This is a genomic window from Dokdonella fugitiva, from assembly GCF_004342425.1.
In the GTDB taxonomy this organism is placed as follows: domain Bacteria; phylum Pseudomonadota; class Gammaproteobacteria; order Xanthomonadales; family Rhodanobacteraceae; genus Dokdonella_A; species Dokdonella_A fugitiva.
This window is the reverse complement of the sequence record NZ_SLWQ01000004.1, coordinates 1-12056: the sequence shown is the minus strand read 5'-3', so window position 1 is coordinate 12056 and position 12056 is coordinate 1. Positions and strand designations below refer to the sequence as shown.

Genomic DNA, 12056 nt, shown 5'->3' with positions numbered 1-12056 from the left:
AGTCCTTGTTGATCTTGTTGTCGCTACGCGGCAGGCCTGTTCGCCTTGGCTTCGAGGTCGGCGCATGCTTCCAATAGCTCGTCGAACGATACGGCATTGCCTACCATCACTTCGTCCGCCAGCATGGCTGCATAGTCCTTGGCGAGTGCCGTCCTCGCTTCGCCTTCGGGGACGATTTTCAGATGCCCCGCGGTCGCGGGCATGTAGTCGATCACCTGGCCGTCGGCGTCCTTCTCGATGAAGAAGTAGGACTTGTGGCGAGCGACGGCCGTTGCCACTGTGCGATCGGCGATGACGGTGGCGAAATGAGGGCTCCGCGCGATCGCGGCCAAGTCGTGCCAATGCCGGGCATAGCGTTCGCTGCGGATGCGGCCTTGCGCGCAGAACACGTGCGCAGCCGTGGCCTTCTCCCAAAAGGTGCGCGCGACGCTCATGACCAATGGCGAGGCGGTGGGAAATGACACGTCGGCCAGGTGCGCGGCGATGTCGCAAGTCACTTGGAATACCTGATGCGGCTCGCCGGTGGCGCGCGCACCGAACTCCAGCGTGACGACAGGCGCCACGTAGCCCGTTCCTTGCGTCAGGGCAGGGTAGTGCAGGAACAGCTTGTCGTTCTCTTGCCCGCCAAGTTCGAGCCGAGCAGCCAGGCGCTCGCGCGTCAGCGCAGCTTGCAGCGCCGGCTGCACGTTCAGCGTGATCCAGTCCGGCAGCCGATGCCGCACGGCTTGAGTCCACTTGCCGGCCTGGCTTCGGCTGGCCGGCAGCTCGCCGCCTTCGCCGATCAGGTCCGGGATCAGCTTGCGGATGTCGTAGGTCAGGTCGATGTCTTCGGAAAAGCGGTCGATGACCTTGTAGACCTTCGACAGCGAGGTGCCACCCTTGAAGGTCAGGTCGGCCGCGAGCGGCGCCTCGAACAGGGCGCGCAGCGTCCACACCACCCATACGTCCTTTTCGAGCAAGTGGACCGGGCGGCCGGTTTCGGCCCGCCCGTATTCCAGCGCCTCGCGTTGATCCTTCTTGCTCAGGTCGAAGAAATACTCAGCCACGCGCGGCTTCCTCGCCGATGGCTCGTGCCATCCAGCCGGGCAGCGTCGCACGCGCCGAGGCCAGCGCCTGCCATTCGGAGCGGGGAAGGGTACGGCGCAGCGACGCCAGCGACTTGCCGGCGTGCGTGGGTCCAATCCAGGCCAGTGCGCGCACGGCTGCGCCGGCCGGCCGCGTGCCCAGTGCCAGCATCCAGCGCGGTGCGTGCTTGACCAGCACTTCCGAGCGCCCGAGCTTCAGCTTCCGGGTGCGGCCGGAGGTCAGATAGACCTCGCGGATGGGCACTTGCTGCGTCAGGCCCAGGGCATTGGCCGCGCTGGCGCCGTGCGGTACGACGACTTCGCCGCTTTGTTCGCCCAGCGCCTTGACGACCTTCTCGGGCGCGGGAGCGCGCGAGCCGAATCGGCTGGAAACCGGGGCGGCATAGGCGCCACGCGCTACGCGTAGCAGCTTGCCGGTCTTGGCGAGCCGCGAGAACGCTTGATCCACCGCCGACCGGCTTCCCAGGTGCAGGAACTCCTTGGGCGACAGCACGCCTCCCTCGGGGAGAGATCGTGCTTGTTGCAGGATGGTCTCGGGCAGCGTGTTCATGGGGCACCTCTCGAACAGAGAAATGATACACTAGTTTCTGACATCTTGGCAGCGGCAAGAAGGTGGACGGTGTTCTTTTCTGCCGCAGTGCCGAACGAGCGTCGTGGGTTGCGCCCGAGTCGTTTGGATAGGTTGTCGTTGTCGTAGTCTGACTACGACTGGACCAACAATTCCAAGTCGCCGATGGCTTGCGCAGGGGGCGGTTGCGGGGGGCGAGCAAGATTCGCTGAACAGCAAAAATGGCTGTCCGACCGAACATCCAGTGTGGCTGCCGAGCATGGAGCACATCGGGTTGGCACTCAACGTGAGGGGTGAAGTGCGGTCGCCTGTTCGGTATGATTGACGCTGATTGATGATGAGCCGATGCCGCGTAAACCCGCGCCAGCAAAAGAAGTGTTTTTCTGACGGTAAAAGCGACGGTAGAGGCCCATGTCGATCAAAGCCAATCCCTTTAATCACGCGGACTTGCGTGACTCGTTGATGATCGAGTGGGAGTGAGCTCCGATTCACACTGAAGACGTGAGCCATGGAAATCCTCCAGAAAAGGTTGTACGGTATTGTTCCGTACACTCTTCTGAGGGCGCCGCCATGTCCACCGCTGCCCGCTTAGACCTCCGTCTGGTCGACCACGACAAGGAACGCATCGCCAAGGCTGCTGCCCTCCGTGGGGTCACCGTCTCCACGTTCGTACGGGAAGTCGCCCTACGCGAGGCTGATGCCGCGATTGCTGCGAACACGGCAGTCACGCTTTCGGCTGAGGAATCCCGCCGCTTCTTGGCCACACTTGATGCACCGTTCCAGCCCAATGCCCGCCTGCAGCGGGCGATGGACCAAGCCACCCGCGCGAGCCGGCGCTGAGCGGTGGCGCTGGCCTTTGCCGTCCTGGACGGCAGGCTTCATGACCGGGATGGCTTCACCTGCGGCGTTGTGCCGCTGGACGACTACCTGCGCCGCTTTGCCACCCAGCATCATCGGGATGGAATCGCCACGACGCATGTGCTGGTGGACGATGCCGCACCTTTGCGCATCCTCGGTTACTGCTCACTGGCCGCGGCGCAGCTGCACCTGCAGGAACTGAACGAGGCCGACCGCCGACGACTGCCGGCCTACCCGGTGCCCGCCGTGCGGGTGGGGCGCCTTGCCGTCGCCGCAGGCCAGCAGGGCAAGGGCTGCGGCGCGATGCTGGTCGGCCACGCGGTCAACCAGGCGCTCGCGGTACGCCAGAGTCTTGGCGTGCGGGTGATCGTCGTCGACGCCAAAGATGAACGCGCCGCAGCGTTCTATGAAGCCTTCGGCTTCCGTCGCACTGCCGAAGCTGGCCTCACGCTGTATCTCCCTGTTGTCGAGTTCTCCAAACCATGAATGCCGTAGAGATCGAACAAGCCATCTCCGAACTTGCCGAGAAGCCGTTCGACCGGAGCGAGTTCCCGTATGCCTTTCTGGAAGCGTTCGGCAACAGGGAGACGACGCTCAAGCGCCTGCGCACGGGAGCAACCAACAAGTCCGATGTCGGCGGCGTACCCCAGACCAACAACATCCACATCCTGACCTGCGTTGCTGGACAGGTAACGCAGTCGCTGGCTGCGCTGAAGGCCAGTCCGGCCACCGCCAATCTGTTCAAGGCTATCGTGGCGCGTCCCAGCTTGCTGGAGCCGGCCGGAAGTTCTTGACTGATCGGCTGGGGGGAGCGACGTCCCCCCGATTTTGAGTAGCACGCCGATCTGGAGTCCAATCCCCCCCGAAGAGGAGATTGGACGTGAAGAAGCGATTCAGCGAAGAGCAGATCATCGGCTTCCTGCGTGAGGCAGAGGCCGGCATGGCGGTGAAGGACCTGTGCCGCAAGCACGGCTTCAGCGAGGCGTCGTACTACCTGTGGCGGAGCAAGTTCGGCGGCCTGAGCGTGCCGGAGGCGAAGCGGCTGAAGGAGCTGGAGACGGAGAACGGTCGCCTGAAGAAGCTGCTGGCCGAACAGGTGCTCGAGAACGAAGTGATCAAGGAAGCGCTGCGAAAAAAGTGGTGAGCGCACCGGCGCGTAGAGAGCTGGTGCGGACAATGACGATGGGGGGCCTGAGCGAACGTCGGGCGCTGGCGGTGGCCGGCATGAGCTGGAACACCCAGTCGTAGGCGCGCGCATGCGCGGCGTCCCAGAAGTCGATCGTTGCATGGTCGGCGAGTTCGCCCGGATGCGCGGGGCGCCCATGAGCATCGAGATAGTCCGGCGACGCGGCGGTGAGCACGCGCGTCTCGAACAGCTTGCGCGCGACGAACGAGCCGTTCGGTGGATCGCCGAAGTGCAGCGCGAGGTCGAACCCGTCCGCGACGAGATCGCCGACCGAATCGCGCATGATGAGTTCGAGCCGCACGTGCGGGTGGCGTTCGAGGAAATGCGCGGCATTCTCGGCGAGTACCACCTGCGAGAAGAACGGATCGACATTGACGCGTAGCCGGCCGCGTACGATCGCCGCCGAGCCGCTCGCTTCCTGCGCCGCCTCCTCGATGCCGTCGAGCAGTGGACCCAGTCGTTCGTAGAAGCGGCGGCCTTCGTCGGTGAGGTGCATCGTCCGCGTCGTCCGGTCGAGCAGCCGCACGCCGATGCGGGATTCGAGGCGCTGGATCGCGCGACCGACGCCCGACGGCGTCAGCCCGAGGCCTTCGGCGGCGCGTGTCATCGATCCCGCTTCGACCACGGCCATCAGCACCGTCACGCCCGCGAGCAGCCGCCCGTCGTATGCCATGGATATTCATTACTTCAAGTCCATTCAATAGTGACATATCGGCGCTGGAGTCGCGAAATCGCGTCTGGAAAGATGGGTTGGATCGGCAGCGCGCCTGCCTCCACCCGCTTCCAACCAGAAGGACGAACATGTTCGCGATCACCGCAATCACCGGCCGCGTCGGCGGCGCACTCGCCGAGACGCTGCTGTCGACGGGGCAGGGCGTCCGCGCTGTAGTCCGCGACGAAAAAAAGGGCGCGCCCTGGGCTGCCCGGGGCTGCGATGTCGTCATCGCGGACATGGAAGACGCGGGGCCGCTCACCAAGGCCCTGACCGGAGTCGAGGGCGCTTTCATCCTGTTGCCGCCGCTGTTCGATCCGAGCCCCGGCTTCCCCGAAACGCGCGCGATGATCGCGGTCATTCGCGAAGCCCTGGAAAAGGCGGCTCCGCCGAAGGCGGTCGTCCTTTCGACGGTCGGCGCCGATGCGATGCAGCCGAATCTGCTCAACGGCCTTCGCTTTCTCGAGGAAGCGCTGGCCAGCCTGCCGATGCCTCTCACGTTCCTGCGCGCGGCCTGGTTCATGGAGAATGCCGAGTGGGATATCGCCTCTGCGCGCGACGAAGGTGTCATCCGCTCCTGCCTGCAGCCGCTCGACAGGCCCATTGCGATGATCGCGACGGCCGATGTCGGCCGCACGGCGGCCGAACTGCTGCTGGAGGACTGGAATGACAAGCGCGTGGTCGAACTGCAAGCCGAGGAACGCGTGTCGCCGAACCGCATCGCCGCTGCATTCGGCAAGGCACTCGGACGCGAGGTGAAGGCCGAGGTTGTCGCGCGCGACACCTGGGAGGCGACCTTCCGGGCCCACGGCATGAACAATCCCGTGCCGCGCATGCAGATGCTGGACGGTTTCAACGAAGGCTGGATCGACTTCCGCGACCGGGGAGCACACGTACGCAAGGGCCGCGTCGGGATCGACGAGGCCGTCGCGAGTCTCGTCGCGCGAAAGGATAAGCCAGCGTGAACCGGATCGCCGATCAGGCCTCGGGTGTCGCGGCGAGCGACTCGCCCGTTGTGCGGCATAATTGCGCATCTCTGCGCATTCCAATCATGGCCCGTGCAGGCACGCGCCCAACGACGGGCGTGCGGTACCGGCCGCGGGCGACGCACGCTGCGTCGCGGGCCGGCCTGGTCGAGATGTCGAACACGGGTGACGGTTTTTCGTGAAAGAGGAAATGGACCAAGCCATGGCATCCGGGCGCGATCCCGGCACGAAAACCGAAGCGGACGCCTCCGATGCCGCATGGATGCGGCGTGCGCTCGAACTGGCGCGCCACGCCGAGGAGCACGACGACGAGGTGCCGGTCGGCGCCGTGCTCGTGCTCGGAGGCGAGGTCGTCGGTGAAGGCTGGAACCGCAACATCACGCTCGACGACCCGACCGCGCATGCGGAAGTGCAGGCGCTGCGTGATGCCGGTCGGCGCCTGCGCAACTACCGTTTCCCGGGCTCGACGCTGTACGTCACGCTCGAGCCGTGCGTGATGTGCGCGGGTGCGATCATCCATGCGCGCGTCGGTCGCGTCGTATACGGCGCGACCGATCCGAAGACGGGCGCCGCGGGCAGCGTGTTCGACACGCTCGTCAGCGATCGCCACAACCATCGCACCGCCGTCATCGGCGGCGTGCTCGCGGAGGAGGCGTCGGCCATGCTCACGCGCTTCTTCCGCTCGCGGCGTTGAGCGCGCTAGCGTGCCGGATAGACGACCGTGCCGTCGGCGCGCACTTCGGCTCCCGGCGTGAGTTGCGCGCGCTCGATGCGACCGTGGCCCATGATGTGTTCCACCGTCTCCCCGGCGGCGATCAGGTAGTCCGTGATGATGCGCCGGTGGCAGCGCCACCACACCGCCTCCGAACACATGATCGCGCAGCGGCCCATGCGCCCCTTCGCGAGCAGGTGTTCCAGCGCCGCGCGGAACTCCGTCGACAACGCATGATCGGCATAGTTGTGGAAGCTGCGATTGGTCCAGTATGCATTGAGCGCCGGCGGCACGTCGGCATGCTTGCCCCGCAATCCACCAAGCGCGGCGAGGTGCTCGTAGGCGATGCCGGCAGCGGCGAGCGCCGACGGCAAGGTGTCCTCGTTGAACTGCGGGTTCGACCGCGACCGCGGCAGCTTGCGCACGTCGGCAAGGCAGGCGACCTGCGAAGCGGCCAGCAGGTCGACGAACCCCGGCAGGCTGCGGTCGGAATGGCCGATCGTGAAGTAGGGGAGCTTCATGCCGCGGCCTCAGCGCACGTATTCGAGCACGCGCCCCTTGTGCGCGGCGACGTGGTCCGTGCGGTCGCTCCTGATCTCGTACTGCGGCTCGTCCTCGCTCGCGTGGTGGCGATGGCCCTTGTAGTCGAAGTCGCGCGTGTGCACGGCGATGATCGTGCCGGTCACGTGCCCGGCTTCGGAATTCCAGCGGACGTGGTCGCCGACCTTGAATGTCTTCTTCATCGCGCGCCTCCTCGCGGCGCGGTCGCCACGCGCCGCATCCAGGGCCACCATAGCGCCGGCCGCGTGAACGATTCGTTTCGTCGCGATGCGCGCGCGACTGCCGTTGCGGCAGCAGGGATCGGATGAAGGCGCGCGACCGCGAATCACTCGGCCCGCTGCTCGCCGAGATCCGCGCGTGCCGCGCCTGCGTGGCGCAGCTGCCGTTCGGGCCGCGTCCGGTGCTGCAGGCCCACGCCGACGCACGCATCCTCATCGTCGGCCAGGCGCCCGGCGCGCGCGTGCATGCGAGCGGGATCCCGTGGGACGATGCGAGCGGCAAGCGCCTGCGCGAATGGCTCGACGTCGATTCCCACGTCTTCTATGACGTGACCACGTTCGCGATCGTCCCGATGGGCTTCTGCTATCCGGGGCGCGGGAAGGGCGGCGACAACCCGCCGCGACCCGAGTGCGCGCCGCTCTGGCTCGACCGCCTGCTCGCGCAGCTGCCGGCGATCCGCCTCACCTTGCTGATAGGCCAGTATGCGCAGCAGCGTTTCCTCGGCGCCGCGCGCAAGCCCTCGCTCACCGACACCGTGCGAGCCTGGCGTGACTACGGCCCGGCCGTGCTGCCGCTGCCGCATCCGTCGCCGCGCAACCAGGGATGGCTCAGGCACAATCCGTGGTTCGACCTGGATGTGCTGCCGGAGCTGCGTGCGCGTGTCGCCGCGGCGAGGCGATGACGCAGTCACACCGACGACGCGTGCGAGCCCTGCGGGGGCAGCGCATCAAAGCGGGCGCAGCTGCTCCGCGATCGTGCGCGTCGGTACCGCGACGGCGTGGCCGCTTCCCGCGTGCAAGGTTGCGGCATGCTCGATCAGCATGAGCAGGCATTCCTCGTCCGCCGTGGGGTTGTGCAGCACGCCGCGAGGCACGACGAAGCAATCGCCCGTGCCGAGGTCGGCCCGTGCGTCCTGCATCGCGATCGCGAGCCGTCCTTCGAGCACGACGAACAGCTCATCCGTGTCGTGGCTGTGCCAACCGAACGTGCCATGCACCTTGCACACCTTGACGTAGTAGTCGTCGAGCGCGGCGACCACGCGCGGCGACCAGCGTTCGGTGAGACGCGAAGCGGATTCGCGCAGCGCGACGACGCCCGCAGGGTTCGTCCGGGACGAGTCCGGGGCTGCAGCCGGTCGCCCCTCGACGGCGCTGCCCGTGAGCTTCCGCCGAGCGAGCGTGAAGACGACTGCGGCGACGATGAGGATCGTCAGCACCGAGTTCTCCGGCCCGAACGCACCGCCCGTGAGCCAGATCGGCCCACGGTCGACGGTGACCAGCGGCGCCGCGGCGAGCCATTCGCCGAGCCCGGACAGCGGCGCGCCGCTGAGCACGATCGTGAAATTCCATGCTGCGTGATGGAGCGTGACGAACCAAAGGTTGCGTGTGCGAGCGAACAGCACCGTCCAGAAGCCGCCGATGACGGCGACGGACACGAAGGTGGTCGCGAACGCCCGCATGTCGCTTCCGTCGCCGAGGTTCGGCAGGTGCACGGCCGCGAACACGAGCGCCGTGCAGACGATCGCAGCCGTCGTGCCCAGCGCGCGTTCGAGCTGGCGGAACAGCACGCCACGGAACACGACCTCTTCGAGCATCGCCGCGACGAGGATGACGACGGCATCGCCCGCCAGAGCGGCCTGCCATCCACGCCACGTCGTCTGGTATGCGCCGATCGCGAACAGCACGAGCATCGTGGGCGCGATCATCAGGGCGCCCGTGATGATGCCGCCGACGATCGCGCGTGGACGAGGGTACAGCTCGGTCGCAGCGCGCCGCTCGCGAAATCTCACGAAGGCACCGTACGCGAGCAGGATGCCGAGCGCCGCGCCGCCGCGGCGCAGGGATGCCGCGGCGATCGAATCGCCGGCCAAGCCGAGGCCTTCGATCACGGCAGGAACCAGCGCGAAGCGGATCACGCCGAATGCGAGTGCGATGATGCCGAGCGCGAGCGCGAGATCGACGGCGGACGACAGCAGGACGCGCTTGTTCGACATGGCTTCCCCCAGGTCATCGGCAGCGCGGGCAGGGCGCGCGTGCACCGGCACGCTAACCGACCGATGCGCATGTCGGAATCACCAGGCTCGAATGAAGCTCATGCATAATTGCATGGACGCTCATGCAGACGAGGCATGGCATGGAATGGAACGACCTGCGCGTCTTCTTGCCGTCGCGCGCGAGGGTTCGCTCGGCGCGGCTGCGAATCCGCACGTTCCAAAGTAGGCTGACATTACATCGCACCCGCGGCTGCGGGGACCGCTTCTCGTGGACATGCCTGGGGGATCAATCGATGCATCCGTGGATATCGGTGCCGCTCAAGAAGATGCTTGGCATCCATGCACAATCCGGCGTCAAGCCTCTGCGGGACATGCGCTCGATCGGCTGGCGCCGGCACAGCTACCACGTCCCGGCGCAACTGCTCGATCGCAATTCCGTGTGCTACTGCGTGGGTGCCGGTGAAGACGTTTCCTTCGACACCGAGCTCAAGCTGATCTACGACTGCCACGTCTTCATCTTCGATCCCACGCCCTATGGCATACAGCATTTCACGCAGCTCAAGGAACATGTCGAGAGCGGAAAAACCTTCGTCGCGAACCCGAAACACACGCCGTACACCTATCGCATCGGTGCCGACCAGCTGGCCCAGATCACGTACGTGCCGGTAGGCGTGTGGAGCAGCAAAACCACGCTCCGATTCTTCGATCCGCAAATCAACGACTACGCTTCGTACTCGGCATGCCTGTTTACGGATGCGAAGACGGTGGTCGAAGCGCCGGTGGACCGGCTCGCCAATCTGATGGCGCAATTCGGCCACGCGTCCATCGACCTCCTGAAGCTGGAGATCGAAGGCGCCGAATACGAAGTCGTCGACACCATCATCGAGGACCGTCTCGACATCAAGGCGATCCTGATCGAATTCGACGAGGTCTACCACCCGAAGGACAAGTTCCACCATTTCCGCATCAAGCGGTGCTGCGATCGACTCCGGGCCGCCGGGTATGTCCTTGTCCATTCCACGCCGAACCTCAAGCGCGCCTTCGTCCGGCGCGACGTGTACGAGCGCCTCAAAGCCCTGGAGGGGTCGCGCCCTGACGCCACGTCCCTGTCATCGGTGACGGAGCAGGCTCAGGAATAGCGTGCTTTCGCGTCGCACGCGGCCTGCGGAAATCATTTGCAACTAGCACCGGGCATCGATCCCGAAACTGCAGGTATCTACTCGTGCAATCCTCAGCGGAAGCAATGGAAAGCAAGACCGCGATCTACGTGAAGTGCCGGCCACAGGACGCCGACACCACGGCACTGCTTCGAAAGCATCGACGGATTTTCCTGGGCTACCCGCCGTTCATCGAAGGCGTGGATCCCGCGTTGCCGATCGAGCAGCGCATGCATTCTCTGGGCCTGGCCAGCCATATCCCTTCCGAACGCTTGAGTGAGGATTGCCGAGGTCGCGGCTACAGGAGCTCGATTACGCTTCAGCAGAACATTGTCCGCCAAGTCGGCATCGGGTCCATCGCCGTGGTTCCGCAACTCGGATCCGGCGTTTGTTGGCTGGCCAAGATCGCGAGTCCTTTTACGCTGTTTGCGCCTGGAGAGATCGGGGAGGAATATCTCCAGCTCCGACGTGAGCAGGGACTGCCCGTCGAGGAACCGGAATGGCACTTGGCCGATATGGTCCAAGGGTGGAGTACCACCGAATGGGTCGAAGTCCCTTTCGTTTGGATCCCGCGATGGATCGGCCAGCGGGCGCTCCAGCGCAACACTGTCGGCATCATCAAGGATAGGGACGGGCACCATCGCGCCTACGATGTACTGGAGCGGCTTTTTGCAGCGCCTTCAGGTATCGCCACGTACGAACCGACTGAAGATTCCGACGAGATCGCTCGGCGACTGGTCGATCTCCTGTCGCCGGCATCGTTCGAGCATCTCGTCGTGGATGTGCTACGGCTGGAGCGACCGGACCTGATGTGGCTGCACGTCGGCGGGACCGGCGACGGCGGTGCTGATGGAATTGGCTTTCGAGCAGACGGTACCCCCGCAGTCATTTTGCAGTGCAAGTTGCGATGGCCAGGGTGGCTGGATGACCCGAGAGCAGAGGCTGCCGTCAGGCGCCCTGAACTCATCATCGCGTCGCTGGACCCGGTTGATGCGAGAGCGCCGGCGGACGCGGAGATATGGGGGCCGGAGAGGATCGCCACGGCCGTGGTACGGCACGCCGGGCGACTCCCTGTAGCTCGACCGCTCGGTATCTCCGGGGCATGGTGACCACCGGTTCTATGGAACGGTGGCGCTCGGACCGGGTCAAGTGGAGATGACCGTTGCTGAAGAGCGCGCCGTCGCGCATATCGCGGGACAGGATGTATTTTACATAATAGGCATTGCGCACCTAAAGGCGAGCCCGGCGGCGATGCTCGAACCTGGCGACTCTGGGCTACACGGCGGTCGCCCTGACGATCAGGCCGGCGATGTCCGCCGGACGCGAAATCAGTGTTCAGCGCCAACAAGTTGCCCCGGCAAAAGCCAACAAAGCGACCCGTAGCCGCCGACAAGCCACTCATATTCGCAGCAGCGCCGAAAAGACGCCCCATTGGTGATGGATTCTGCCAACAAGGCGCCCTCGCGTTGTGAACTGGTACGCCGGATACCGGCTATCTCGCTGGCCGTCCGCGGGGGGGGTCTAAAATGCTTGGGCAGCGTCACAGCTCTGCCAGTTCAGCGTCGAAAGACGGTCTGGCAGAACCGCCGAGGACGCTGCCCCTCACCGATCATTCGGCCGCGCTCTAGGCTGCCTCTGCAGGAGATTTCCGATCCCCGTACCTGCCGGTTTCCGGGCGGCCTCTAGGGTCATGTAGCGCTGGCTTTCCCGCGCGGACGCCGTGGCGTTGCCGACGGAGCGCGTGGCTTGGCGGTTAAGGACGCTTGCGCGCGCGCAAGGTCGCGCTGAAGGCGCACCACTTCGGCGTCGCGCGCACCGCGTTGGCGCTCACTCGCGCGCAGGTCGTTGCGCAAGCCTTTGATGTAATGACCCAGTGAATTCCTGCTCAGGTGTAACCTTTGACCGAGGAGACACCATGAGTGCAGTGATGGAAGAAGAGATCAAGCGTTGGACAGCGCGTCGGAAGTCGGCGCTGGTGCTGGAGATCATCCAGGGCAAGACGACGGTGGCGGAGGCGAG

General features: G+C 65.4%; 13 protein-coding genes and 4 pseudogenes. 11 read left to right on the top strand and 6 right to left on the bottom strand.

Annotated features, from left to right (window positions below; genetic code table 11):
• Positions 1–23 precede the first annotated feature (23 nt).
• Both EV148_RS08825 and EV148_RS08820 read right to left on the bottom strand, forming a co-directional pair.
• Positions 24–1046, bottom strand: coding sequence for a nucleotidyl transferase AbiEii/AbiGii toxin family protein (locus EV148_RS08825; RefSeq protein ID WP_131996735.1), 1023 nt, complete (start codon positions 1044–1046; stop codon positions 24–26).
• Entirely contained in the window at positions 1039–1635 is a 597-nt protein-coding gene (locus EV148_RS08820) for a DUF6088 family protein (RefSeq protein WP_131996732.1), read from the bottom strand. Before EV148_RS08820 ends, EV148_RS08825 begins: the two co-directional genes overlap by 8 nt.
• Positions 1636–2223: 588 nt before the next feature.
• Between EV148_RS08820 and EV148_RS08815 the strand changes: the two genes are divergently transcribed.
• The 4 genes and pseudogenes from EV148_RS08815 to EV148_RS08800 all read left to right on the top strand — a co-directional run.
• On the top strand, positions 2224–2493 hold the full coding sequence (locus EV148_RS08815) for a type II toxin-antitoxin system TacA family antitoxin (protein WP_131996729.1): 270 nt from the start codon (positions 2224–2226) through the stop codon (positions 2491–2493).
• Positions 2494–2496: 3 nt separating this feature from the next.
• Entirely contained in the window at positions 2497–2997 is a 501-nt protein-coding gene (locus tag EV148_RS08810) for a GNAT family N-acetyltransferase (RefSeq protein ID WP_241988032.1), read from the top strand.
• Positions 2994–3245: pseudogene (locus tag EV148_RS08805) on the top strand (type IIL restriction-modification enzyme MmeI); the annotation flags it as partial. The gene EV148_RS08810 and the pseudogene EV148_RS08805, both read left to right, overlap by 4 nt.
• A gap of 206 nt (positions 3246–3451) precedes the next feature.
• A pseudogene (locus EV148_RS08800) lies at positions 3452–3741 on the top strand (transposase); the annotation flags it as partial.
• A 26-nt stretch (positions 3742–3767) separates the two neighbouring features.
• On the opposite strand, the pseudogene EV148_RS08795 reads toward EV148_RS08800, so the two are convergent.
• Positions 3768–4328: pseudogene (locus EV148_RS08795) on the bottom strand (LysR family transcriptional regulator); the annotation flags it as partial.
• Positions 4329–4498: 170 nt separating this feature from the next.
• Here EV148_RS08795 and EV148_RS08790 point away from each other — a divergent pair.
• The 3 genes from EV148_RS08790 to tadA are packed head-to-tail and all read left to right on the top strand — an operon-like array spanning position 4499 to position 6089.
• Entirely contained in the window at positions 4499–5374 is an 876-nt protein-coding gene (locus EV148_RS08790; RefSeq protein WP_131996726.1) for an NmrA family NAD(P)-binding protein, read from the top strand.
• On the top strand, positions 5371–5577 hold the full coding sequence (locus EV148_RS08785) for a hypothetical protein (protein WP_131996723.1): 207 nt from the start codon (positions 5371–5373) through the stop codon (positions 5575–5577). Before EV148_RS08790 ends, EV148_RS08785 begins: the two co-directional genes overlap by 4 nt.
• 20 nt (positions 5578–5597) lie before the next feature.
• Positions 5598–6089: a tRNA adenosine(34) deaminase TadA gene (gene tadA, locus EV148_RS08780; protein ID WP_131996720.1), complete on the top strand. Its 492-nt coding sequence runs from the start codon at positions 5598–5600 to the stop codon at positions 6087–6089.
• A 5-nt stretch (positions 6090–6094) separates the two neighbouring features.
• Here tadA and EV148_RS08775 read toward each other — a convergent pair whose 3' ends face one another.
• Together EV148_RS08775 and EV148_RS08770 are read right to left on the bottom strand one after the other, a co-directional pair.
• Positions 6095–6628 carry a DUF488 domain-containing protein gene (locus EV148_RS08775; RefSeq protein ID WP_131996717.1) on the bottom strand — a complete coding sequence of 178 codons (534 nt, stop codon included), beginning with the start codon at positions 6626–6628 and terminating at the stop codon, positions 6095–6097.
• A 9-nt stretch (positions 6629–6637) separates the two neighbouring features.
• Positions 6638–6850 (bottom strand): hypervirulence associated TUDOR domain-containing protein, encoded by a 213-nt coding sequence (locus EV148_RS08770; RefSeq protein ID WP_131996714.1) that lies wholly within the window; start codon positions 6848–6850, stop codon positions 6638–6640.
• A 122-nt stretch (positions 6851–6972) separates the two neighbouring features.
• Between EV148_RS08770 and EV148_RS08765 the strand changes: the two genes are divergently transcribed.
• Positions 6973–7569: a uracil-DNA glycosylase family protein gene (locus EV148_RS08765; protein ID WP_131996711.1), complete on the top strand. Its 597-nt coding sequence runs from the start codon at positions 6973–6975 to the stop codon at positions 7567–7569.
• Between the two features lie 45 nt (positions 7570–7614).
• On the opposite strand, the gene EV148_RS18895 is transcribed toward EV148_RS08765, so the two are convergent.
• Complete coding sequence (locus EV148_RS18895) at positions 7615–8880, bottom strand: CPBP family glutamic-type intramembrane protease (protein WP_131996708.1); 1266 nt, start codon at positions 8878–8880, stop codon at positions 7615–7617.
• 140 nt (positions 8881–9020) lie between these two features.
• Here EV148_RS18895 and EV148_RS08755 point away from each other — a divergent pair, with 140 nt between their 5' ends.
• The 3 genes and pseudogenes from EV148_RS08755 to EV148_RS19095 all read left to right on the top strand — a co-directional run.
• Positions 9021–10019 (top strand): FkbM family methyltransferase, encoded by a 999-nt coding sequence (locus EV148_RS08755; RefSeq protein WP_158287400.1) that lies wholly within the window; start codon positions 9021–9023, stop codon positions 10017–10019.
• A 104-nt stretch (positions 10020–10123) separates the two neighbouring features.
• Positions 10124–11146, top strand: a complete 1023-nt coding sequence (locus EV148_RS18665; RefSeq protein WP_131996701.1) for a restriction endonuclease — start codon at positions 10124–10126, stop codon at positions 11144–11146.
• A gap of 806 nt (positions 11147–11952) precedes the next feature.
• Positions 11953–12056, top strand: a pseudogene (locus tag EV148_RS19095) (DUF1153 domain-containing protein); the annotation flags it as partial.

Excerpts from the sequence above, each read along its gene's own strand:
- EV148_RS08820 (WP_131996732.1), bottom strand. The coding sequence starts at position 1,635 with ATGAACACGCTGCCCGAGACCATCCTGCAACAAGCACGATCTCTCCCC.
- EV148_RS08815 (WP_131996729.1), top strand. The coding sequence starts at position 2,224 with ATGTCCACCGCTGCCCGCTTAGACCTCCGTCTGGTCGACCACGACAAG.
- EV148_RS08790 (WP_131996726.1), top strand. The coding sequence starts at position 4,499 with ATGTTCGCGATCACCGCAATCACCGGCCGCGTCGGCGGCGCACTCGCC.
- tadA (WP_131996720.1), top strand. The coding sequence starts at position 5,598 with ATGGCATCCGGGCGCGATCCCGGCACGAAAACCGAAGCGGACGCCTCC.
- EV148_RS08775 (WP_131996717.1), bottom strand. The coding sequence starts at position 6,628 with ATGAAGCTCCCCTACTTCACGATCGGCCATTCCGACCGCAGCCTGCCG.
- EV148_RS08770 (WP_131996714.1), bottom strand. The coding sequence starts at position 6,850 with ATGAAGAAGACATTCAAGGTCGGCGACCACGTCCGCTGGAATTCCGAA.
- EV148_RS08765 (WP_131996711.1), top strand. The coding sequence starts at position 6,973 with ATGAAGGCGCGCGACCGCGAATCACTCGGCCCGCTGCTCGCCGAGATC.
- EV148_RS18895 (WP_131996708.1), bottom strand. The coding sequence starts at position 8,880 with ATGTCGAACAAGCGCGTCCTGCTGTCGTCCGCCGTCGATCTCGCGCTC.
- EV148_RS08755 (WP_158287400.1), top strand. The coding sequence starts at position 9,021 with ATGGAATGGAACGACCTGCGCGTCTTCTTGCCGTCGCGCGCGAGGGTT.
- EV148_RS18665 (WP_131996701.1), top strand. The coding sequence starts at position 10,124 with ATGGAAAGCAAGACCGCGATCTACGTGAAGTGCCGGCCACAGGACGCC.